This is a genomic window from Halomonas sp. LC1 (assembly GCF_030247125.1).
GTDB lineage: Bacteria > Pseudomonadota > Gammaproteobacteria > Pseudomonadales > Halomonadaceae > Vreelandella.
This window is the reverse complement of record NZ_JASSPG010000001.1, coordinates 83,311-104,541: the sequence shown is the minus strand read 5'-3', so window position 1 is coordinate 104,541 and position 21,231 is coordinate 83,311. Positions and strand designations below refer to the sequence as shown.

The following is a 21,231-nucleotide window of genomic DNA, read 5'->3' as shown; positions in this document are numbered from 1 at the left end:
TGGTTGAGGCGCCCCGTGTTACTGGGGCCCTGGGTCGGCCTGTAAGTCAGTGGATGGAAGGCGGGTCGCTCCCCAACTACGGTGCAAAAACCCCTTCACACGCTCCAGCTCTTCATCGGTGACGGTGGCCAGTTCGCCACGCTCCAGCGGGTCGTAGTGATAAATATAGAGCCGTGAGGTGAATTGCTCGAAGGGCAGGGAGGCTTCGCCAAAACGCTCGCCGTTGCCGGACGTGCTGACCTTGACGCCATCCCCCCAATCCTGGCCGCTGTCGTTGTTGGGGTTGTAGAAGTAGATCCGCATGACGTCGTTAGGATCCAGCGAGGCCCGCAAAATCGTAATGGCATGCCAGCCGATGAAACGCGCGGCGCTGTCGGTGACGGCGATACCGGCAGGCTGGGGATGAATCAGCGGCTGGTTGCCGTTGTAGTAAGGGTGATAGCTGGCATAGAAGTGGCGAATGAACGTATCCACTTCGCAGAGCTTACCGGTGGCGACATCGACGTTAATACTGAACCCGCGGCCAGACCACCAGCCGTGAAATTCGGGGTTCACCCAGCGGTGGGGGTCACCTTCCCGGCCAATGCAGCGTCGCCCCATTTCCGCGTAAATGCGGTCCAGGTGAGGCACCACGATCAAAGACACCGGGTCGAGGTCCATCGGCAGTTCGGCGGCCACGCCCGATACGCTCTCGTTGGAGGAGATGGGCTGGCCTTCGAAGTGCATGATGATTTCGTCATCCCGCGCGGCCCAGGTGACCATTTGCAGCAGATAGTCCGGGTCGTTATACGCCCACATCGAGAGCGCCCGGGCCGATTGGCAGGTTGGGTTATTGCCCTGGCCCACGCCCAGCGGCAGGCCCAGCATGCACAATACGCCCTCGATGAGTCGGGCACGGGGGGAGGCAACCTCGCCATAGGCCAGCGACAGCCGAGCCTCGGCCCACTCGGAGAGCTGAAGATTTAGCTGACGCCACATGGCTGGGGCCACCGGCGGCTGGTAGAGGATGCCGCGCTCTAGCAGAAGCGCTAATCCATACACCGCTTGTGCCGTCGCTGGATAGACGCCGCTGCGAATCAGCGCATGCACCAGCTCGCGGTAGCACAGCAAACAGTCGCGGCCCGTGGAGGAGAGCCCCAGCGCTTCGGATAGCAGATGGTCGCCCTCTTCCAACAGGTAGCGCAGCAGTACCGCATGGTAAGGGGAGACCAGGCCAGTATCGTGCATGGCGCGGGCAAAGCCGGTGGATTCGGCTTGTAACGTGGCGTTATCCATGCGCTCTAGGCGTGCGCGATAAATATCGATGCCGGGGTCTTCACGGCACGCCTGGGTCGGACCGTACAGCGAGCTAACCAGTCTATCGGCCCCGTGGCCGCTGGCTCCCAGGTCGATCTCGGGGTTGGCCTGACACAGTGCGATCTGAGTGATCATCTGTTTGATGGCATCGACCTGAATGGGTCGCTGTTTGAGGATGCGCCAAATTTCATCGATCAACTGGTCGATGACGTACTCATAGCCGATGCGCTCGGCCAAGTGTTGAAACAGGTGGCGAGAGATGTTCGCCAAACGCCCCTGGGTCTCCCGTTCGGCTTCACTGGGCGCATTGAAGAGAAGCCATAGATTGATCGCCATGACTTGAGTCAGGTAGTGGTGCGCCTGCTCTTGGGAAATAAGGGGATGGGGGTAATCGCCTTTAGCTACGGCCAGTAATCGCAGCTCGCTCAATGCTTCAATGACGACCACATTGGCATCGGCGCTTTTAAGCGAGTAGGTCGTCAATGTGGGAATTAGGTATTGTGGCGTCTCCCAATCCGATCCGGCAAAGATGCCAGCGGATTCAAAATCCGCCGCGCGCTGCTCTAGAGCAGCACAGCCGCCCGCCTGCATGAGCACGCGCCTAGCCGTATCCAATACGCGGGGCAGCTTTGCGGGTTTAGAAAAGGCAGGCGCCTGCGAAAGCAGGCGCACCGCATCATCGAATTTGCTCAGTAATCCATCGAGCTTGCCATCTTCGGTGGAAGTGGCTTCTTGCTTGGTCGTCACGGTGACTCCTTATCCCAGCCTTGGCGGGGATTATACATAGAAGTCGAGATCTTCTTGGCGTTTGAGCAGATCGCGAATCGTATGCGCATCGTCGCCTTTAAAGTAGATCAACCCCCAATGCGTACCAAAGGCGGTGCGTTTCGTGACGGTCTCTTCCACCGGTGGTGTCAGTTCGTGAGACTCGAAGTACGGGTGATCTTCCGTCTCTTCCGGGATTTCCAGACGGCTGACGACCCGGCGGCGCGGGTAAACCCCAAAGCAGCCCGCGAAGCCGTCGGCATCGACGATCTCTTTCGGGAAGAATTCAGCCACTTCTTCTTTAGTGCTTTTCGGATCGAAGACCAGCATAGACGCCTGGTAAGCGTTAAAGCCGTAAACCCGCTCCAGCAGTTCGAACACCTTGAAGCCCGGCGGACGGTAGGCCACTTCGCCAAAGTACATCTCGCCGTCGCTGGTGACGAAGTATTCGGGGTGAATCAGGCCAAACTCAATATCAAACGCCTTGATCAGTTTTTCGATCTGCGCGGTGATCTGCTCACGGTATTTTTCTAGTTCTGGAGAGGCAGGTACGAAGACGGAATAGCCTAGCGTGACGTACTCGGAAATGTTCAGGAAGGCGATTTTGCCGTCATGAATCCACGCCTCTACGGCGAACTCCCAACCGTCCAGGTGCGACTCCATCAACACCGGAAACTCTTCATCCGGGATGGTATCGACTTCGTCAGGGGTTCGAATGACCCGGTGGCCCAGGCAGCCCGCTTTATCAAACGCTTTGAGGTGAATCGGGTCGTTGGGGTCGCCATCGAGTTTCAGCAGCGTCTGGTTGACCCGCTTGAGGAAGCGAATCACGTCCTCTTTGTCATGGGCTTCTTCGAAAATGCCCACGCGAATCCCGCCAAGCTGGGCGCGACGTTTCATCAGCGCTTTGTCACGTAGGAGCAACGATTGTCCGTAAAGACGCGGGTTGTCCAGCAGTACCGAGTTGATGGCGCCCGCCCACTCCACGGTCTCTTCGAACAGGGGGATCGCGACGTCGACGCCTTTCTCTTTCAGCGTCTCGGCGATCTCCATGGAGCGGTCGTTGAGACGCTCGAAGTTCCAGGGGACATAGGGGATGTCGTGCTTTTGGCAGTACTCTTCCGCCCAGTCGGGTGCCACCACAATATATCGACGGTCAAAATTTTCCGCCGCTTCGATCGCATTGAGGCTCCAGCCTAAGAGGGCGATATAGCCCTTATTGGGATCCTTTTGCATGGTGTTGACTCCTCTGGGGTGATGAATGGTCTTGCCAAATACTCTCTTCACCATACACGACCCAAACCATTCTGGGCTAATTAGCAGCTTCTGAAGCGAAAATAGGGGGAATTCGCTGACTTTGGCGATGTCTGCTAAAGGGCAACACGCGAATATGGTAGGCTTGCGGCTTAACGATACGTTCAAGTGGCAAGAGGAATAGGCCAAGATGGCGGCCAAGCCGATCTACCGTGTGGTGGTTCACCAGCAGGGTGAAATTTGGGATTTATACGTCAGAGAGATATTTCAGAGCGAACTCTGGGGCTTTATTGAAGTCGAGGAGTTTGTCTTTGACGATGCGTCGCGGGTGGTGGTGGATCCAGGAGCGGAAAAACTGCAGCGTACCTTCGAGGGGGTCAAGCGTAGCTACCTGCCGTTGAACGCCATTGTGCGGATTGACGAGGTGGAGCGTGAAGGCCCGCTAAAGGCCGTGAAAAGTGATGCCCGCGTCGCAGAGTTTCCTCGTCCCTTCCCGTTACCGCCCCGCGGGGAAGGGTAAGCGCCTAAGACATGCGCAACGCTTTGAGCGACACGCGCGGCGGCTTCGTCGGCCACGCGCGTTTTTTGATCAGGACATGACGTCATGCAAGTAGAAAAATTTCGCAGTAATTGTTACGCCGCCGCGATAGGCGTGCTGTTAAGCGTGAGCAGCCAAGCAGCGCTGGCTCAATCCGATAGCCAAGCCTGGGTCAGCGATGAGCTGAGCACCTATGTACGTAGCGGGCCGACAGATGGCTATCGCATTGTGGGTACGCTCAATGCAGGCGAGCAGGTCGAAGTGCTCGACACCAGCGGTGACTACACACGCGTTCGCAGTAACAGTGGCGATACCGTGTGGGTACTCAGCAACGAGCTGCAGCAAACGCCCAGCGCGCGCCAGCAGCTCCCCGAGCTGCAAGCTCAGGTAGACGAGCTGACCCAAGAGTTGGACGGTATCAACGAAAGCTGGGAACAGCGGGTCTCCTCGATGACCGAAACGCTAGACATCCGCGAGCAGCGCATCGCTGATTTGGAAGCCCGTAACCTCGAGCTGGACAATGAAGCCGAACAGTCGCGCCAACAGGTGCGCGCGTTGCAAGCCCGTCTGGATACGCAAGAGGAAGACTTGCTGATGCGCTACTTCATGTACGGTGGCGGTGTGGCGGGCGCTGGCCTGCTGGTGGGGTTGATCGTGCCGCATTTGCCGCGCCGTCGTAAAAAGCGGGACCGCTGGTTCTAAGCGCGAGTTCCCAGTCATCGAGAGGTAGCTCATGGAGAATCCCTGGCGACAGCGTTGGCAAGAGGGGCGGATCGGCTTTCACCTTGAGGAGGCGCACCCGGCTCTGGTCGAACACTGGCCTACACTTGGCGTGGCAGAGGGGACCAAAGTACTGGTGCCGCTCTGCGGTAAGAGCCTGGATATGCGCTGGCTTGCTGATCGTGGGCATCCGGTGCTAGGAATCGAGCTGGCGCCGGAGGCCATCGAACAGTTCCTGGCCCAGCGCAGCGGCGGCGTTTCGCGCTATCGCCAAGCGGGGTTCGAGGTGTCTCGTCAGGGCAGCATCGAGCTATGGTGCGGTGATTTCTTTCATCTGCATATTCAACAGGCGGCAGAAGTGGGCGCGTTCTATGACCGGGCCTCGCTGATTGCGCTGCCGCCAGCGACCCGTGAGCGCTACGCCTTTCATTTGGCTCAGCTGATTCCGCCCGGAGCGAAGGGGCTATTGGTGGGCCTCACCCATGACGCTGGCGACGCGGGGCCGCCTTTCAGCGTGCCGGATGAGGAGATCGAACGGCTGATGGCGCCTAATTTCCGCATCGAGCGGCTTGCCCATCTGCCTGCCGATGACCGTGGCCGCAGCGAGAGCCTGTGGGCTCTGGAACGCCGCGGGCCACGGGTATGAGGGCTCGCTTGGCGAGCAACTCAACGAGCGAGCAGCTGGCCTAGTTCTGGGTCGCTGAACGCTCGGTTCAAGCCATCGCTGAGTAGGTCATTGAGCATGCGCGTATTGGCATCCTCACCGGGTTTGATCGCATAGCCCTGCGTACGGCGAGAGGTATACGTGCCGGTGTAGGTCGTCCCCTGGTTTTGCGCAATGGCGCGGAACACTCCTTCGATACGCGCTTCGTCGATCAGTGGCTGCCCGCTATCCCCACGCCCATAGTGCAAGCTGGCCAGCTCCAGCGTCAGGCTAGGGCGGTCCTGGGCGGCTTCCCGCGTGGGTGTAAAGCCCATGTCTCTGGCAGCGCGTTCTGCTTCGGCCTGCAGTTGTGGGATCAATTCATGGCTGTTGACGGTGATTTGCGCCGTCGACATGCTGCCGCCCGCTCGGGTACCAATCACTTCACTCGGCCGTGCATCGACGGCCACCACGGTGACCTGCTGGCCAGAGCCGGTTTGCGGCACGTTTGCGCTACGCGTAGGGTTGAGCTGAAGGTATTGAGGGCTGGCACAGCCCGCCAGCAATACGGTGGCCAACAGCGCAGCAGACGCGCGTAAAAAGTGACGCCGACGCATAAAACTCTCCGCAATCATCGTGGTTGTACGAGATAAATGTCTGTCGTAACAAGGCATTGAGGGTGAAAGCCCCAGTATAGCGCTGTGTTAACGCGAGAAGCCAGCAGCGCCTAGGCCACGCGCGCCTGTTGCTCGGGCGTTTTAGCGTCCTCTTTGAAGCGGTGCCACTGGCGTGGATGGGCGAACAAGCGCTGCCCACGGCGCATGTGTAAACGCTCGAAGTCGGCGTGGCGCACGGTGGCTTGCCAAGGTTTTGCCAGCCAGTCGGCCTCGAGCTCTACGCGCACTTCGGCCCCGACCGGGGAGATAGCGGTAATCGTCACCGGCAGGTGGCTCTCGGCGCTGGGCTCTTCCGCTAGACGCACCTCATGGGGGCGCAGCAACAGCTCTTCGTCGCCATCGGGCAAGTCGACGTTCAGGTGCGCGTCACCGCAGGTCAGCACGCCAGCGCGAACGCGCCCCTCTAGGTGATTCACATCCCCCAAGAACTCGAACACGAAGCGGTTCTTCGGCGCGCGGTAAAGGGTATCCGGCGTGTCGATTTGCTCGATGCGACCGTTGCTCATTACCACCACGCGATCAGACAGCTCCAGCGCTTCTTCTTGGTCGTGGGTGACGAAGACGCTGGTAAAGTTCAGCTCGTCGTGCAGACGGCGCAGCCAGCGGCGCAGATCCTGGCGCACCTTGGCATCCAACGCGCCAAACGGCTCATCGAGCAGCAGTACGTCAGGTTCCACGGCGAGCGCGCGAGCCAGCGATACGCGCTGCTGCTGGCCGCCAGAGAGCTGCGCAGGCAGGCGGTTCGCCAAGTGCTCGAGCTGGACCATTTCCAGCAGTCTAAACACCCGTGCCCGAATCTCGCCGTTGGAGGGGCGGCGCTTCTTCGGCATCACCGTAAGGCCAAACGCCACGTTGTCGTAAACGCTCATATGGCGAAACAGGGCGTAGTGCTGAAACACGAAGCCAATACGCCGATCGCGAACGTGCACGTTGGTCACGTCACGGTCGCCAAACAGGATTTTGCCGGGCTGAGGAGAGCGGTCGGCATTCTCCAAACCGGCAATGATCCGCAGCAGGGTGGTTTTGCCCGAACCGGAAGGGCCTAGTAGACCTACTAATTCACCTTCGTGAATATCCAGGTTGATCGGTTCGAGCGCCTGGGTGTTGGCAAAGTGCTTGGCAATATTCTGTAAGCGGATACTCATGAGAATGCCTCCCGGCGCGATGCGCGCCATTCCAGGCCTGCCTTGGCCGCAAGCGTTAACAGGGCAATCAGGGCCAGCAGGGCGGCGCTCGCGAACGCGCCCACGGCGTTGTAATCCTGATAGAGCTGCTCTAGATGCAGCGGTAGCGTATTGGTTTGCCCACGAATGGCCCCTGAGACAACCGAGACCGCGCCAAATTCACCCACCGCGCGGGCGTTGGTGAGGATGATGCCGTAGAGCAGTGCCCAGCGGATGTTGGGTAGTGTGACCCGCCAAAACGTCGTCCAGCCGGAAGCGCCCAGCGTTACAGCGGCTTCTTCTTCCCGTGAGCCTTGGGCCTGCATAAGCGGGATTAATTCACGCGCCACAAACGGGCAGGTGACGAAGATGGTGACCATCAGAATGCCCGGCCACGCGAACATTAGCTGAATATCGTGAGTGTCGAGCCAACTGCCAATCCAGCCGTTGCGGCCATACAGCAGTAGATAGATCAAGCCCGCCACGACGGGAGAAACGGCAAACGGAATATCAATCAGCGTTTGCAGAATGCGCCGCCCAGGGAAGCTAAAGCGCGTCACCAGCCACGCCAGCGCGACGCCAAACACCAAGCAGATGGGGATGGTCATTAACGCGATGACCAGCGTGAGACCAATCGCGTGCAGGGTGAAGGTATTGCTCACGTTCTCCCAAAACACCGCCACACCTTGGGAGAACGCCTGAGCAAAAATAGCCACCAGCGGCAGCAGCAGAAATAGCGCAGACAGCAGTAGGGCTGCGCCAATTAATAAGCGCCGCATTAAAGGCGCATCACCAATCCGGCGCATTATCCTTTCCCTCCATGCAGACGACGCACAAAGCGGCCCTGCCAGATATTGATGGCGAGCAGCAGCGCCAGAGAGACAAACAGCACCACCGAGGCAATGGCAGACGCCCCCGCGTAGTCATACTCCTGCAGTTTGACGAAGATCATCAGCGCGGTGATTTCGGTTTCGTAGGGCATGTTGCCAGCGATAAAAATAATCGCGCCGAACTCACCTAGTGAGCGCACGAAGGCAAGCCCGGTGCCGGTGACAAGCGCGGGCCATAGATGCGGCATAATCACTCGGCGAAACGCCACGCCATCGGTGGCGCCCAGGGACATCGCGGCTTCGTCCACCTCGGCAGGCAAATCTTCAAGCACCGGCTGCACCGTGCGCACCACGAAGGGAATACTGGTGAAAGCCATCGCCAGCGCAATCCCTACCCAGGTATACGCGATCTGAAGCCCCATCGGCTCGATGATACTGCCTACCCAGCCATTACCCGCATAGAGCGTGGCCAGGGTGATGCCAGCCACGGCAGTGGGCAGGGCGAAGGGGAGGTCCATCAAGGCATCGAGCAGGCGCTTGCCAGGAAACTCATAGCGCACGAGCACCCAGGCCAGTAGCAGGCCAAACACCGCATTCACCAGCGCGGCCACCGCCGCTGCGCCGATGGTGACCATGTAACTGGCGACCACGCGGCCCTCGGTGATGATCGCAAGGTACTCGGCCAAGCTCAGTTCGGAAAGCTGACCAAACAGGCCCGTCATTGGTAGTAGCAATACTAGCGAGATGAACAGCACGCTGATGCCCATCGACAGACCAAAACCCGGCAGCACGCGCGTGCTGCCGGATCGCCAAAATGCTAACTGGCTCATGGGATACCGTTAACGACGTTGCAGTTGATCGAGTAGAGCCCCGCCTTCGAAGTGGGTCTCCATCGCTTCTTCCCAGCTACCGAACACGTTTTCGACTTCGAACAGCTCGGTGTCGGGGAACTGGTCGGCAAACTCTTCAACCACCGTCTCGTTATGGACGCGGTAGTTAAAGCCTGCCAATTGGCGCTGGGCCTCTTCGGTGTAGAGGTACTCCAAGTAGCTTTGGGCTAAATCGCTGTTGCCGTTGCGCTCGGCGTTCTCACCCACTACGGCCACCGGGAACTCGGCCAGAATGCTTACCGGCGGGACGACCACTTCGTAGTCATCGCTGCCGTATTCGCTGCGGATGTTGTTCACTTCGGATTCGAAGCTGATTAGCACGTCACCAATGCCGCGCTCGATAAAGCTGGTGGTCGCGCCGCGACCGCCGGTGTCGAACACCGCCACGTTGCCCAGGAACGTGCGCATGAAGTCTTGAATCTGCTCTTCATCGCCATCGAACTCGTTCTCGGCGAAGCCCCAGGCGGCAAGATAGGTATAGCGGCCGTTACCGGAGGTTTTCGGGTTAGGGAAGACCATCTGCACGTCCTCTTTGACGAGGTCGTCCCAGCTCTCGATGCCTTTCGGGTTGCCTTTACGCACCAGGAACGCGGTGGTGGAGTAGTAGGGCGACGCGTTGTTCTCAAACGCATCCTGCCAATCTTCCGCCACCAAGCCAGCATCGGCGAGTACCTGCACGTCGGTAACCTGGTTAAACGTCACTACGTCCGCACGCAGGCCCTGCATGATGGCGCGCGCTTGGGCAGAGGAGCCACCGTGGGACTGGCTGATAGCGATCTCTTCGCCATGCTCTTCTTCCCACCACGCCTGAAACTCAGGGTTGATCGCGGCGAATAGCTCGCGGGCGATGTCGTAGGAGGAGTTCAGCAGCTCGCGCTCTTGGGCGACAGCGGCGCTGGAAAAGGTCATGCCAGAGACGGCGGTGCCCACGGCAGCGGCCAATAGACTGCGGCGAAGGCCGGTACGGAATGCAGAGGATAATGTCATTGCAGACTCCTTAAGGCTGAGGGCGATGTCATCGCGATGCCGATAAGGTTAAACCTAGGATTGGGGAATTACAATTGTGTTTTATATTCTATTTGGAAATATGTCTGGGCATATCGAGACAAGCGATGGGGACTTCTTGGGGAGGCCCTGGGCATAGGGCTTCTGAGTTGGCTCTGGTAAGATGGCCCGCTCGTGATTATCTCCGTTTCTTTCTCCCCGTTCCGCCTACTCGAGGACCCTTTCATGAGCGCTGCACAGGATTTTTTGATTGCCCCGTCGATACTTTCCGCTAATTTTGCGCGGCTGGGCGAGGAGGTCGATAACGTGCTGGCGGCCGGTGCCGATGTGGTGCATTTCGATGTGATGGATAACCACTACGTACCGAATCTGACCATTGGGCCGATGGTATGTAAGGCGCTGCGCGATCATGGCGTGACGGCGCCGATCGATGTGCACCTGATGGTGAAACCGGTGGATCGCATGATCAGCGATTTTATTGATGCCGGGGCCAGCTACATTACCTTCCACCCCGAAGCCTCCGAGCATATCGACCGCTCGCTGCAGCTGATTCGTGACGGTGGTTGTAAGGCGGGGTTGGTGTTCAACCCGGCAACGCCGCTTTCGTATCTTGATTATGTGATGGACAAGGTCGATATGGTGCTGCTGATGAGCGTCAACCCCGGCTTTGGCGGCCAGTCGTTCATTCCCGGTACGCTGGACAAGCTGCGTGAGGCACGGGCACGTATCGACGCTTCGGGCTTGCCCATTCGCTTGGAGATCGATGGGGGCGTCAAAGTCGATAATATCGCGGATATCGCCGCCGCCGGTGCCGATACCTTTGTAGCGGGTTCAGCGATCTTTAACGCCCATCAGGCAAGCGACCCGCACGGCTACGACAGCGTGATTCAGCAGATGCGCGCGGAGCTAGCTAAGGTTCGCTGAGGCGGAAGGCGCGCTAAGACATAAGAGGGGCGGGCTGATCCCCGCCCTTTGCATGTCCTTAGTGAAGTTTCATGCGTGGTTTGAGGTAGCGGTTCAATTTATCCACCAGCCAGGCAAGCCCGGTTTTTGGCGCACCGTGAATAGAGAGTTGATGCATACGGTAGAGCGATGCGTAGGCTTGGCGCGCCAACCAGCCCTCCAAAAACAGCCCCCGCGATGCCGAGCTGCGCATCAAGTTCCCGACCGCATCGTAGCGGGCCAGCGATACCAGCGAGCCGTGGTCGTGGTAGATGAAGTCTTGCAACGGCTTTTTGGTCAGGCATCGCTCAAGGTTCTTCGCCAATAGCTTGGCCTGCTGATGCGCGGCCTGAGCGCGCGGCGGTACCGTGGCCTCATCGCCTTGGGGGCAGCAAGCGCAGTCACCCATCGCAAAAATATGCGGGTCGTCCACGCTTTGCAGCGTCTGCTTGACGTTGATCTGATTGCGTTTGTTGGTGCTCAAGCCTAGCTCGGCCAAAAATGGCGGCGCTTTGATCCCTGCCGCCCACACGTTGAGATCGGTGTCGATCACCTCTCCGTCGCCTGTGACCAGCTGATACTCCTGGGCTTCTTGAATCGCCGTGCCGACATGCACGGTGACGCCCATGCTCTCCAACTCCTGTTGAACGGTCTGGCTGATACGTTCGGATAAACCGGGCAGCAGTCGTGGAGCCGCTTCGATCAAGTGTACGCTGATCGTTTGGTGATCCACCGCCGTGACGCCATAGGCATTGAGCAGGCGCGAGGCGTCTAACAATTCCGCCGAAAGCTCCACCCCCGTCGCACCGCCGCCGACAATCCCAATGGTGAGCTGGGTGTGCTGGCGCAGGTTGGGGTCGGTATAGCGCAGGAAGGTATTGATCATATCCCGCTGGAAGGCTTTGGCCTGCTGGGGGGAGTCGATGAAGTGGCAGTGCTCTGCAACCCCTTGGGTGCCAAAGTCGTTGGAAACGCTGCCCAGCGCCAGCACCAAGTAATCGTAGGTGAGCTGCCGGGCGGGCAGGACCTCCACGCCATCCTCGTCTTCGATGGGGGCCAGGTGAATGACCTTCTGTTCCCGATCCAAACCGTTGAGAGAACCGCGCTGGTAACGGTAGTAGTGGGCCGAGGAGTGCCCACGATAATCCACTTCATCCATGCTGGAGTTGAGCACCCCGGTGGCCAGTTCGTGCAGCAGCGGTTTCCATACGTGGGTGGCGTTGCGGTCGAGTAGGACGATCTCGGCACGCTTTTTTTTACCTAGCGTATGTCCAAGACGCGTGGCTAGGGCTAGCCCGCCCGCACCGCCGCCCACAATCACAATTCGGGGAATGGCCATTACTCTCTCCTTGGCAAATATAGCCACAGCATAGAACTTTCTGCAGTGTATGACGAAGGTCTAAGCGGGTAAGATGACTGAATTAATCGACATTATCGTGAACCAGTAGCTTAGACGCATCAGTGAGGCCAGCTCGTGCATACCATGTTGCAAGGAAAGCGGTTAATTGCCTTTGATTTAGACGGCACGTTAATCGACTCGGTGCCGGATTTGGCCGTTGGCGTACAGCGGGCGCTGCACGACGTGGGGCTGGCTCAACCGAGTGAAGCGCAGGTGCGCGACTGGGTGGGCAATGGGGCGCAGGTGTTGGTGGAGCGAGCACTGAACTGGGCGCTTAGTGTTCCTCCCGAGGCAGCGCTGCAGCAGAGCGCCTATGACGCGTTCATGCGCCATTACGGGGCCGCCCCCAATGCGTTAACCCAACCCTATCCCGGTGCCTTTGAAGCGCTTCATGCGCTGCATGAAGCGGGTTTTGTGCTGGCCTTGATTACCAATAAACCCGAGCGGTTCATCGCGCCTATTTTAAGCCACTTTGGCGTGCTTTCGCTGTTCACGTCGACGGTGGGTGGCGACTCGCTGGCCGAGAAAAAGCCCAGCCCGCTGCCGCTTCTGCACGTTGCCCAGACGCTGGACATTACCCCTTCGGCGAGCGTGATGGTGGGGGATTCCCGTCACGATATCGCAGCGGGCAAGGCGGCGGGCTTCACCACCGTGGCGCTGCCGTATGGCTATAACCACGGCGACCCCATCGAGCAGAGCCACCCGGACCTGCTCGTGGCCTCGCTTCGTGAGCTGGTAAGCTAGCGGCTACTCCCCGGCCCTGGCACCCCCTAGGGCCTCGTGCAGCAGCTCTGCGTTGTAGCGCAGCATGGCAGGGTAGTTATAAGCGGGGCCGTCGGGTTCGCTCAACGTATCCACGTAAAGCGGGCCTGCCAGTGTCAGGCCGGTCTCACGGGCCAGAGCATCCATGTGGATATAGGGCGTCGTGCTCTCATAGAAGAGAGCGGGCGGCCGCTTGTCGGCGAGCCGTTTGCTCATGGCAGCCATGGCATCCGCACTGCCCATCGTTTCGCTATTCATGCCCCAAATGGCAGCGAATTCAAACCCATAAGCGTGGGCGAAATAGCTCAGTGCCGCTTCGCTCGTGGTGAGCAGGCGGTTGGTTTGAGGAATCCCTTCCAAACGCTCGGTGAGTTGCTGGTCGAGCAGCACCAGCGCCTCTTTAGCTTCGGCTGCGCGGGTTTGGAAGGCCGCGGCCTTCTCTGGCGAGTGCACGCTGAGCGTTTGAGTAATGACATCGAGATAGGCCGCCGCGCCTTTAGGGTCCATCCACATATGCGGATCAGGACGCCCCTTATGCTGGCCCTGTTGTAATGCCAGAGTGGGGTAATCGGCGGTTTCGGCCAGGGCCATCAGTGTGAGCGTGTCACTGGCCATCGCTTCGACATGGCGAATCCACGGCTCTAGCCCATGGCCGTTATAGAACACGATATCGGCCTCTTCCACGGCGAGTACGTTAGGCGGGGTAAGCTCCCAGCGGTGTACGTCTTCACCAATCGGTACGATAGTCGTAATGGCGATGTCGTCACCGGCAACGCGTTTGACCAAGTCCTCGATCACTGAAAAAGAGGCAATGATCTTGAGCGACGACGCGGCGAGCGCTGGGGAGGAGGCGAGGAGTGCTGCTAACAAGAGCGTGATGATCCAAGGGGTTCGCTTATCCATGCCACGCTCCTAACTCATTAAAATGACAGCAAATAATAAAGAGAGTCGCGCCCCGTTGCCAGTTTTGCTCTGCTGGGTGAGCTGCTGTGGCAAGTGGCAAGAGACTGAAAGGCGCGATGGTTTCCCCGCTGACGCTTAACCTCTATGCTATGAAAAAGCCGTCAACGCAGGCGTCGCTCGTGGCGGGCTGCCCCATCAAGTCGCTTTCGTAACGTTTGGACGCTTCATTGAGCATAGCGGCTTTGACGGCGGTATTTGTAACGTTCTTTGGCCTAGCTCTGGATGGCGCGTCATGACCTCTCAACCTATTACGTCTTCTCGCCGCCGTCGCGGCTACCCAAAAGGGCGCGATGTGGCCCCTGTGGCGCTGGCGGCGCTTCGCGATTTGTTGGGCGATGAGCGCCAAACGCCCCGCTTGAAACGTCGCGACCTGCTGATAGAGCATTTACACGCCATTCAGGATGCCCACGGCTATTTGTCACTCGTCGAACTGCGTGCTCTAGCAGCCTACATGAACCTGCCTATGGCAGCGGTGTACGAGACGGCGACGTTCTATGCCCATTTCGATGTGGTGCACGACCACCAAGCGCCCCCGCCGGATACGACGATTCGCGTCTGTGATTCTCTTTCCTGCCAATTAGCGGGGGCCAGTGCGCTACACAAAGCGTTGGAAGCCCGCGTCGATCCTGACTGTGTACGGGTGATCCGTGCGCCCTGCATGGGCCGTTGCGATACCGCGCCGGTGGCCGAGGTGGGCCATCACCATGTGCTGTATGCCACCGCAGAAGGCGTCGAGGCCGTAGTGGATACCGGCCACTTTCACCCTGAAGCGATTTTGTGGCAGCGGCTTGACGCCTATCAGCAGGCTGGCGGTTACCAGTTACTGGCCCATGTGCGCAGCGGTAAGGTCAGCATTGATGATGTGCTGCAGGCGCTTGAAGTCTCGGGCCTGCGAGGCTTGGGGGGCGCAGGCTTCCCTACCTTTAAAAAGTGGCAGGCCGTGCGCCAAGCCGCCGGGCCGCGCTACTGCGTGATTAACGCTGATGAGGGCGAGCCGGGGACGTTTAAAGACCGCTACTATTTAGAGCGCGCGCCGCATCAGTTTCTTGAGGGCGCGCTGGTCAGCGCCTGGGCGATAGAGGCCGAGGCGCTCTATATCTATCTGCGCGACGAGTACCCCGGTCTGCACCGCGTGCTCCATGAGGCGATTGCAGAGCTGGAGCAGGCGGGTTTAGTCGCACCTGGATTCATCATCATGCGCCGGGGCGCTGGGGCCTATATCTGCGGCGAAGAGTCGGCGCTAATTGAATCTCTGGAGGGCAAGCCAGGTAAGCCGCGCCACCGCCCACCTTACGTAGCCCAGCAAGGGCTTTTTGGCCGCCCCACGCTGGTCAATAACGTTGAAACCGTCTATTGGATTCCCGCCATTTGGCGCAAAGGGGCGGAGTGGTTTGCCGGGCATGGGCGCAACGGTAGGCGCGGTTTACGCAGTTTTTCCGTCTCCGGGCGAGTGAAAAAGCCCGGCGTGTACTTGGCGCCAGCAGGCATCACGCTGCGCGAGTTGATAGAGGAGTATGCCGGCGGCATGGCGGAAGGGCATAAGCTTGCCGCTTACCTGCCCGGCGGCGCCTCGGGTGGCATTCTGCCCGCCAGCAAAGCCGATGTGCCGCTGGATTTCGACACGCTGCAGGCGCACGGCTGCTTTATTGGGTCAGCGGCGATTATCGTGCTGTCTGATCAGGATAATCTTCAAGCGGTGGCCACCAACCTGCTGGCTTTTTTTGCCGATGAGTCCTGCGGGCAGTGCACGCCTTGCCGGGTAGGCACCGAGAAAATGCTCAGCCTGCTAGAGCGTCCTCAATGGGACGTACAGGCGCTGACTCGACTGGCGCAGGTGATGCAGGACGCCTCGATTTGCGGCCTGGGGCAAGCGGCACCGAACCCCGTGTTAGGGCTGCTCAAGGATTTCCGCCCTGCGCTCGCCCAGCAGCAGATTATCGTCAGCGATGCCGCTGAAGGGAGTGCACCATGACCGCTTCGTTCACTATTGTCTTGGATGATCAAGAAGTCACTGCCTACCCCGGAGAATCCCTTTGGCAGGTAGCCAAGCGCGCCGGAGAGACCATTCCCCACCTCTGTTTCAAAGATGCCCCCGGCTACCGCGCCGATGGCAACTGCCGAGCCTGTATGGTGGAAGTGGAGGGCGAGCGTGTGCTGGCAGCAAGCTGTATCCGCGAGGCCAAACCCGGCATGGTGGTGCGCAGCGCCCACTCGTCCCGTGCCACACAAGCGCGTGAAACGGTATTGGAACTGCTGATGGCCGACCAGCCCAGCCGTGCCCAAAGCCCTGACCGCTCCAGCCACTTCTGGGAAGTAGCCGACCAGTTGGCGGTCGACGAAGCGACCGTTAAGTCGTGGCTGCCGCCACGCCGTAAAGCAGCCGTCAACCATGCAGCGGCGGCGCCAAAGGTGAGCCAGCCAGATACCAGCCACCCGGCGATGCACGTCAACTTGGACGCCTGCATTACCTGCAACCTGTGCGTGCGCGCCTGCCGCGAGGTGCAGAGTAACGATGTCATCGGCATGGCGCAGCGGGGCGCCGCCGCCACCGTGGTATTCGATTTTGCTGACCCGATGGGCCAAAGCACCTGCGTGGGCTGCGGCGAGTGCGTGCAAGCGTGCCCCACCGGGGCGTTAATGCCTGCCACCGTGGTCAATGCCGCAGGTCAGGGCGATTCTCAAAGCCAGCGGCAGGTGGATTCCGTGTGCCCCTACTGCGGGGTGGGCTGCCAGCTGACGTACCATATTAACGACGATGCCCTGGCTTATGTGGTAGGGCGCAACGGCCCCGCTAACCAGAACCGCCTGTGCGTGAAAGGCCGGTTTGGGTTTGATTACGTGAGCCACCCGACACGCCTGACCAAGCCGCTGATACGCTTGCCTGGGATTCCCAAGACTCTCGACCCTACCTTTGACCCTGCCAATCCTTTCAGCCATTTCCGTGAGGCCAGCTGGGACGAAGCGCTGGAAATCGCGGCGGGTGGCCTAATGGCGATTAAGCAGGCGCAAGGCCCCAAAGCATTGGCGGGCTTTGGCAGCGCCAAGTGCTCTAACGAAGAGGCGTGGCTGTTCCAGAAGCTGGTGCGTACCGGTTTTGGCAGCAATAACGTGGACCACTGCACGCGGCTTTGCCATGCCAGTTCCGTCGCAGCGCTGATGGAGTGCCTGGGTTCAGGCGCGGTGACCGCTTCGTTTATGCAGGCGCTGGAGGCCGACGTGGTGATTCTAACCGGCTGCAACCCGGCGGTGAATCACCCCGTGGCGGCGACATTCTTTAAACAGGCAGCCAAGCAGGGTACCGAGATCATCATTCTCGACCCTCGCGGGCAGGCGCTGGATGCTTACGCAAGCATGAGCGTGCGCTTTACACCGGGGGCAGATGTATCGCTGTTCAACGCGCTGCTCCACGTGATCATCGCGGAATGCCTGTATAACCAAGCCTACATCGACGCCCACACCGAAGGCTTTGAAGCGCTCAAGCAGAGCGTGGCTCACAGCACACCGGACGCCATGAGTGCGCTGTGCGGCGTAGCCCCCGACACCATTCGTGAGGTGGCGCGCCGCTACGCTAACGCCGAGAAAGCGATGATTTTCTGGGGCATGGGTATTTCTCAGCACACCCACGGTACCGACAATGCCCGCTGTTTGATCTCGTTGGCACTGGCCTGCGGCCACACCGGTCGCCCCGGAACAGGCCTGCACCCGCTGCGCGGCCAGAATAACGTGCAGGGTGCCTCAGATGCGGGGCTGATTCCCATGGTGCTGCCGGACTACCAGCCTGTGGGCGATAGCCAGCTTCGCGCCGCGTTTGAAGAGCTATGGAACACGCCGCTGAGCGATGAGCCTGGGCTGACGGTGGTGGAAGTGATGAATGCGATTCACGCAGGCGAGGTGCGCGGTATGTACATTTTGGGTGAAAACCCAGCGATGTCTGACCCGGACCTTACCCACGCCCGCGCCGCGCTGGGTAAGCTTGAGCATTTGGTGGTGCAGGATCTGTTTATCACTGAAACCGCTCAGTTCGCCGACGTGATTCTGCCTGCCTCTGCGTGGCCCGAAAAAGACGGCACCGTGACCAACACTAACCGCCAAGTACAGCTGGGCAGGGCGGCATTACCGCTGCCAGGAGACGCTAAGCCGGATTGGTGGATCATCCAAGAGATCGCTAACCGCTTTGGGCTGGGCTGGCGCTATCAGCACCCGCAAGACGTGTTTGCCGAAATGCAGCAGGGCATGCACTCGTTCAACCATATTAGTTGGGAGCGGCTAGCGCGGGAGAACTCCGTCACATACCCCTGCCCAGCCGAGGATGCCCCCGGCCAGGATGTGGTCTTTAGCGACGCCTTTCCGCGCGCTGGCGGGCTGGCTAAATTCGCCCCCACGCGCCCGCTACCGCCGGATGAGCCGGTGGATGATGATTACCCCACGGTACTGACCACTGGCCGCCAGTTGGAGCATTGGCATACGGGCTCCATGACGCGGCGTGCCCAGGTGCTAGACGCCCTAGAGCCAGAAGCGGTCGCCAGCCTCTCACCGGGCGAACTCCATCGCCTGGGGGTGGCACCGGGTGAGAGGCTCACCATAACCACGCGGCGTGGAACGATCACACTGACCGCCAGAGTGGACGATAAAATCCCCGATGGGATGGTCTTCGTGCCGTTTGCCTACGCCGAGGCCGCCGCCAATCTGCTCACCAACCCGGCCCTGGACCCCTACGGCAAAATACCCGAGTTCAAGTACGCCGCTTGCCGCTTGAGCAAGGCAGAGCCAGCCTTAGTTTCCTAAGCGCTGGCAAGCCCTGCAATGAGCCCCTCTGTTGGGGTATCATCCTGGTAATGCGGTTTTATTTATGTGATGGAGTAAGCGGGGCGATGGCGCAAGCGCAGGCAGTGCAACGGGTGTTGATGCTCGATAACTACGACAGCTTCACGTTTAACATCGTCCAGTACCTGGGTGAGCTGGATGCCGAGGTGATGACCTATCGCAACGATGAGATTACCCTGGAGCAGATGCGTGCCCTGGCGCCTACCCATCTGGTGATTTCGCCCGGCCCGTGTACGCCCAATGAGGCGGGCATTTCGCTAGCGGCCATCGAGCATTTTGCGGGCAAACTGCCTATTTTGGGCGTTTGCCTGGGGCATCAGGCCATCGGCCAGGTGTACGGCGGCAAGGTGGTGCGGGCACCCCAGGTGATGCACGGCAAAACCTCGGCCGTGGTACACCGTGGGCAGGGCGTGTTCAGCGGGCTGGAAAACCCGCTGGAAGTGACGCGGTATCACTCACTAGTCGTTGAGCAGGAGAGCCTGCCCGACTGCCTGGAAGTGACCGCCTGGACCGCCGAGGATGACGTAACGCCCGGGCTGATCATGGGCTTTCGTCACCGTACCCTTGATGTGGAAGGGGTACAGTTCCACCCTGAGTCGATACTCACGCGCCAGGGCCATGCGTTATTGGCCAATTTTTTACAACGCGGCTGATCGCCAAATTCATACGCTTTAGGGGCTTTCCTGCTCATGCAAATGCGAGACGCAATTAACGCGGTGATGCGCCGCGAAGACCTCTCTTTCAATGCGATGCACGCACTGATGCGCCAGATCATGACCGGCGAAGCCTCCGACGCGCAAATTGGCGGCCTGCTGGTGGGGCTGGCCATGAAAGGCGAAAGCGCTGAAGAGATTAGCGCCGCCGCCCAGGTGATGCGCGATTTAATGAAACGCGTCGAGCTACACACCGAGAACGTGGTGGATATCGTCGGCACCGGCGGCGATGGCGCGAACCTGTTTAATGTGTCCACGGCGTCTAGTTTTGTGGCCGCCGCTGGCGGTGCCCATGTGGCTAAACATGGCAATCGCAGCGTTTCCTCTTCTTCTGGCAGCGCCGATTTATTCGATATTGCCGGCATCTATCTCGACCTCAAGCCTGAGCAAGTGGCGCGCTGCATTGAGCAGGTAGGCGTTGGCTTTATGTTCGCACCCAACCACCACCCAGCCATGCGCTATGCCATTGGGCCACGGCGGGAAATGGGCGTGCGTACGCTGTTCAATATTCTTGGCCCGTTAACCAACCCCGCCAGTGCGCCCAATCAAGTGCTGGGCGTATATTCCGCGGAGCTAGTGCCTCTGATGGCCGAAGTATTGCGCAAGCTGGGTAGCCGCCATGTCATGGTGGTGCATTCTGAAGATGGACTGGATGAAATCTCCCTGGCAGCACCCACTCTGGTGGCAGAGCTAAAAGAGGGCGAGATTACCCAGTACACGATTACGCCCGAATCCCTGGGCATCGAGCGCCAAAGCCTCGCCACCCTTAAAGCGTCCAGCGCGGAAGATAGCCTGCGTTTGGTGAAAGCCGCACTTAGCGGTGAAGGAGCGGCGGCAGATATGGTGGCACTCAACGCCGGGGCTGCGCTCTACTGCGCGGGCGTGGCCGATAGCTTTAAAGAGGGCGTGATGGTGGCCCAGGATGCCCAGGCCTCCAAACTACCGCTTGAGAAGCTCCGAGAGCTTTCGCACTTCACTAGCGTCTTTAAAGGGTAAAACTTCCAATGAGTGACCAGGCAACGCCGACTATTTTAACGCGCATTTTGGCCCGTAAAGACCAGGAAGTCGCTGAGCGTCAGCAAGCAGTATCTGAAGCGGATCTGCTAGCGCTAGCGGAGAAGCAGAGTGCGCCCCGTGGCTTTATTGAAGCATTGAATCAGCGTATTGCGGCAGGCGACGCGGCAGTCATCGCCGAGGTGAAAAAAGCCTCGCCCTCTAAAGGCGTGATGCGTGAAGAGTTTCACCCAGCGGATATTGCCAAAAGCTACGCCCAGGGCGGCGCAGCGTGCCTTTCCGTGCTTACCGATGCCGACTTCTTTCAGGGCCATGAGGATTACCTGATTGCCGCTCGCGATGCCTGCGACCTGCCGGTGATCCGTAAAGACTTTATTACCCACGGCTATCAGGTCACTGAAGCGCGCGCCATCGGTGCGGACTGCATCCTATTGATTGTGGCGGCGCTCAATGACGCTCAGCTGCGCGACCTGCACCAGCAGGCCAACGCATTGGGGATGGATGTGCTGGTGGAAGTTCACGATGCAGAGGAACTAGAGCGTGCCCTGTCGCTGGACCTAAAGCTGGTTGGTATCAATAACCGCAACCTGCACACCTTTGACACCAGCCTGAATACCACTCTGGACCTGCTGCCGCGTATCCCTGAAGGCGTGACCGTGATTACCGAGTCAGGCATTCACACGCGTGATGACGTAGAGCTAATGCGTGACCACGAGGTCAATGGCTTTTTGGTCGGTGAAGCGTTTATGCGCGAAGAGGACCCTGGTTTGGCCCTCAAGCGGCTGTTTTTCTAAACGCCCACACGGATATCAGCAAGCCTCAGCAGGCCAGCC

The 21,231-nt window shown here is 59.5% G+C and carries 19 protein-coding genes; 10 read left to right on the top strand and 9 right to left on the bottom strand.

Going from position 1 to position 21,231, the window contains the following annotated elements:
• Window positions 1-18 precede the first annotated feature (18 nt).
• Window positions 19-2,043, bottom strand: coding sequence for a hypothetical protein (locus tag QIT27_RS00465; RefSeq protein WP_285262576.1), 2,025 nt, complete (start codon window positions 2,041-2,043; stop codon window positions 19-21).
• 30 nt (window positions 2,044-2,073) lie between these two features.
• The gene (locus tag QIT27_RS00460) at window positions 2,074-3,297 is read right to left on the bottom strand and encodes an ATP-grasp domain-containing protein (RefSeq protein ID WP_285262575.1); all 1,224 of its coding nucleotides are present in this window, start codon (window positions 3,295-3,297) and stop codon (window positions 2,074-2,076) included.
• 208 nt (window positions 3,298-3,505) lie between these two features.
• Here QIT27_RS00460 and QIT27_RS00455 point away from each other — a divergent pair, with 208 nt between their 5' ends.
• From QIT27_RS00455 to QIT27_RS00445, 3 genes are all read left to right on the top strand, one after another.
• Window positions 3,506-3,835 carry a DUF1820 family protein gene (locus QIT27_RS00455; protein ID WP_009100748.1) on the top strand — a complete coding sequence of 110 codons (330 nt, stop codon included), beginning with the start codon at window positions 3,506-3,508 and terminating at the stop codon, window positions 3,833-3,835.
• A gap of 84 nt (window positions 3,836-3,919) precedes the next feature.
• On the top strand, window positions 3,920-4,555 hold the full coding sequence (locus QIT27_RS00450) for a TIGR04211 family SH3 domain-containing protein (protein ID WP_159341678.1): 636 nt from the start codon (window positions 3,920-3,922) through the stop codon (window positions 4,553-4,555).
• 31 nt (window positions 4,556-4,586) lie between these two features.
• Window positions 4,587-5,219: a thiopurine S-methyltransferase gene (locus tag QIT27_RS00445; protein WP_285262574.1), complete on the top strand. Its 633-nt coding sequence runs from the start codon at window positions 4,587-4,589 to the stop codon at window positions 5,217-5,219.
• Between the two features lie 20 nt (window positions 5,220-5,239).
• Here the strand turns inward: QIT27_RS00445 and QIT27_RS00440 are convergent, their stop codons facing one another.
• From QIT27_RS00440 to cysP, 5 genes are all read right to left on the bottom strand, one after another.
• Window positions 5,240-5,833, bottom strand: coding sequence for a YajG family lipoprotein (locus tag QIT27_RS00440; RefSeq protein WP_159341680.1), 594 nt, complete (start codon window positions 5,831-5,833; stop codon window positions 5,240-5,242).
• A 110-nt stretch (window positions 5,834-5,943) separates the two neighbouring features.
• Entirely contained in the window at window positions 5,944-7,038 is a 1,095-nt protein-coding gene (locus tag QIT27_RS00435; RefSeq protein ID WP_285262573.1) for a sulfate/molybdate ABC transporter ATP-binding protein, read from the bottom strand.
• The gene (gene cysW, locus QIT27_RS00430) at window positions 7,035-7,862 is read right to left on the bottom strand and encodes a sulfate ABC transporter permease subunit CysW (protein WP_285262572.1); all 828 of its coding nucleotides are present in this window, start codon (window positions 7,860-7,862) and stop codon (window positions 7,035-7,037) included. Before cysW ends, QIT27_RS00435 begins: the two co-directional genes overlap by 4 nt.
• Complete coding sequence (cysT, locus tag QIT27_RS00425; RefSeq protein WP_159341683.1) at window positions 7,862-8,716, bottom strand: sulfate ABC transporter permease subunit CysT; 855 nt, start codon at window positions 8,714-8,716, stop codon at window positions 7,862-7,864. The genes cysW and cysT overlap by 1 nt, the downstream gene beginning before the upstream one ends.
• Window positions 8,717-8,725: 9 nt before the next feature.
• Complete coding sequence (gene cysP / locus QIT27_RS00420) at window positions 8,726-9,763, bottom strand: thiosulfate ABC transporter substrate-binding protein CysP (protein WP_159341684.1); 1,038 nt, start codon at window positions 9,761-9,763, stop codon at window positions 8,726-8,728.
• A gap of 243 nt (window positions 9,764-10,006) precedes the next feature.
• On the opposite strand from cysP, the gene rpe reads away from it, so the two are divergent.
• Window positions 10,007-10,705, top strand: coding sequence for a ribulose-phosphate 3-epimerase (gene rpe, locus QIT27_RS00415; RefSeq protein WP_159341685.1), 699 nt, complete (start codon window positions 10,007-10,009; stop codon window positions 10,703-10,705).
• A 58-nt stretch (window positions 10,706-10,763) separates the two neighbouring features.
• On the opposite strand, the gene QIT27_RS00410 is transcribed toward rpe, so the two are convergent.
• Window positions 10,764-12,062, bottom strand: coding sequence for an NAD(P)/FAD-dependent oxidoreductase (locus tag QIT27_RS00410; RefSeq protein WP_285262571.1), 1,299 nt, complete (start codon window positions 12,060-12,062; stop codon window positions 10,764-10,766).
• A gap of 144 nt (window positions 12,063-12,206) precedes the next feature.
• Between QIT27_RS00410 and QIT27_RS00405 the strand changes: the two genes are divergently transcribed.
• Window positions 12,207-12,866 (top strand): phosphoglycolate phosphatase, encoded by a 660-nt coding sequence (locus QIT27_RS00405; protein ID WP_285262830.1) that lies wholly within the window; start codon window positions 12,207-12,209, stop codon window positions 12,864-12,866.
• 3 nt (window positions 12,867-12,869) lie between these two features.
• Here QIT27_RS00405 and QIT27_RS00400 read toward each other — a convergent pair whose 3' ends face one another.
• Window positions 12,870-13,787: a metal ABC transporter solute-binding protein, Zn/Mn family gene (locus tag QIT27_RS00400; RefSeq protein WP_159341688.1), complete on the bottom strand. Its 918-nt coding sequence runs from the start codon at window positions 13,785-13,787 to the stop codon at window positions 12,870-12,872.
• A gap of 292 nt (window positions 13,788-14,079) precedes the next feature.
• Between QIT27_RS00400 and QIT27_RS00395 the strand changes: the two genes are divergently transcribed.
• From QIT27_RS00395 to trpC, 5 genes are all read left to right on the top strand, one after another.
• Window positions 14,080-15,819, top strand: a complete 1,740-nt coding sequence (locus QIT27_RS00395) for an NAD(P)H-dependent oxidoreductase subunit E (protein ID WP_285262570.1) — start codon at window positions 14,080-14,082, stop codon at window positions 15,817-15,819.
• Window positions 15,816-18,632 carry a formate dehydrogenase subunit alpha gene (gene fdhF, locus QIT27_RS00390; protein ID WP_285262569.1) on the top strand — a complete coding sequence of 939 codons (2,817 nt, stop codon included), beginning with the start codon at window positions 15,816-15,818 and terminating at the stop codon, window positions 18,630-18,632. The genes QIT27_RS00395 and fdhF overlap by 4 nt, the downstream gene beginning before the upstream one ends.
• Before the next feature lie 86 nt (window positions 18,633-18,718).
• Complete coding sequence (locus QIT27_RS00385; RefSeq protein WP_083024600.1) at window positions 18,719-19,324, top strand: anthranilate synthase component II; 606 nt, start codon at window positions 18,719-18,721, stop codon at window positions 19,322-19,324.
• A 36-nt stretch (window positions 19,325-19,360) separates the two neighbouring features.
• On the top strand, window positions 19,361-20,380 hold the full coding sequence (gene trpD, locus QIT27_RS00380) for an anthranilate phosphoribosyltransferase (protein WP_285262568.1): 1,020 nt from the start codon (window positions 19,361-19,363) through the stop codon (window positions 20,378-20,380).
• An 8-nt stretch (window positions 20,381-20,388) separates the two neighbouring features.
• The gene (gene trpC, locus QIT27_RS00375; RefSeq protein WP_285262567.1) at window positions 20,389-21,192 is read left to right on the top strand and encodes an indole-3-glycerol phosphate synthase TrpC; all 804 of its coding nucleotides are present in this window, start codon (window positions 20,389-20,391) and stop codon (window positions 21,190-21,192) included.
• Window positions 21,193-21,231: the final 39 nt, after the last annotated feature.

Bases quoted from the DNA above. Each gene is read 5' to 3' on its own strand.
- QIT27_RS00460 (WP_285262575.1), bottom strand. From the start codon at position 3,297: ATGCAAAAGGATCCCAATAAGGGCTATATCGCCCTCTTAGGCTGGAGC.
- QIT27_RS00455 (WP_009100748.1), top strand. From the start codon at position 3,506: ATGGCGGCCAAGCCGATCTACCGTGTGGTGGTTCACCAGCAGGGTGAA.
- QIT27_RS00450 (WP_159341678.1), top strand. From the start codon at position 3,920: ATGCAAGTAGAAAAATTTCGCAGTAATTGTTACGCCGCCGCGATAGGC.
- QIT27_RS00445 (WP_285262574.1), top strand. From the start codon at position 4,587: ATGGAGAATCCCTGGCGACAGCGTTGGCAAGAGGGGCGGATCGGCTTT.
- QIT27_RS00440 (WP_159341680.1), bottom strand. From the start codon at position 5,833: ATGCGTCGGCGTCACTTTTTACGCGCGTCTGCTGCGCTGTTGGCCACC.
- QIT27_RS00435 (WP_285262573.1), bottom strand. From the start codon at position 7,038: ATGAGTATCCGCTTACAGAATATTGCCAAGCACTTTGCCAACACCCAG.
- cysW (WP_285262572.1), bottom strand. From the start codon at position 7,862: ATGCGCCGGATTGGTGATGCGCCTTTAATGCGGCGCTTATTAATTGGC.
- cysT (WP_159341683.1), bottom strand. From the start codon at position 8,716: ATGAGCCAGTTAGCATTTTGGCGATCCGGCAGCACGCGCGTGCTGCCG.
- cysP (WP_159341684.1), bottom strand. From the start codon at position 9,763: ATGACATTATCCTCTGCATTCCGTACCGGCCTTCGCCGCAGTCTATTG.
- rpe (WP_159341685.1), top strand. From the start codon at position 10,007: ATGAGCGCTGCACAGGATTTTTTGATTGCCCCGTCGATACTTTCCGCT.
- QIT27_RS00410 (WP_285262571.1), bottom strand. From the start codon at position 12,062: ATGGCCATTCCCCGAATTGTGATTGTGGGCGGCGGTGCGGGCGGGCTA.
- QIT27_RS00405 (WP_285262830.1), top strand. From the start codon at position 12,207: ATGTTGCAAGGAAAGCGGTTAATTGCCTTTGATTTAGACGGCACGTTA.
- QIT27_RS00400 (WP_159341688.1), bottom strand. From the start codon at position 13,787: ATGGATAAGCGAACCCCTTGGATCATCACGCTCTTGTTAGCAGCACTC.
- QIT27_RS00395 (WP_285262570.1), top strand. From the start codon at position 14,080: ATGACCTCTCAACCTATTACGTCTTCTCGCCGCCGTCGCGGCTACCCA.
- fdhF (WP_285262569.1), top strand. From the start codon at position 15,816: ATGACCGCTTCGTTCACTATTGTCTTGGATGATCAAGAAGTCACTGCC.
- QIT27_RS00385 (WP_083024600.1), top strand. From the start codon at position 18,719: ATGGCGCAAGCGCAGGCAGTGCAACGGGTGTTGATGCTCGATAACTAC.
- trpD (WP_285262568.1), top strand. From the start codon at position 19,361: ATGCAAATGCGAGACGCAATTAACGCGGTGATGCGCCGCGAAGACCTC.
- trpC (WP_285262567.1), top strand. From the start codon at position 20,389: ATGAGTGACCAGGCAACGCCGACTATTTTAACGCGCATTTTGGCCCGT.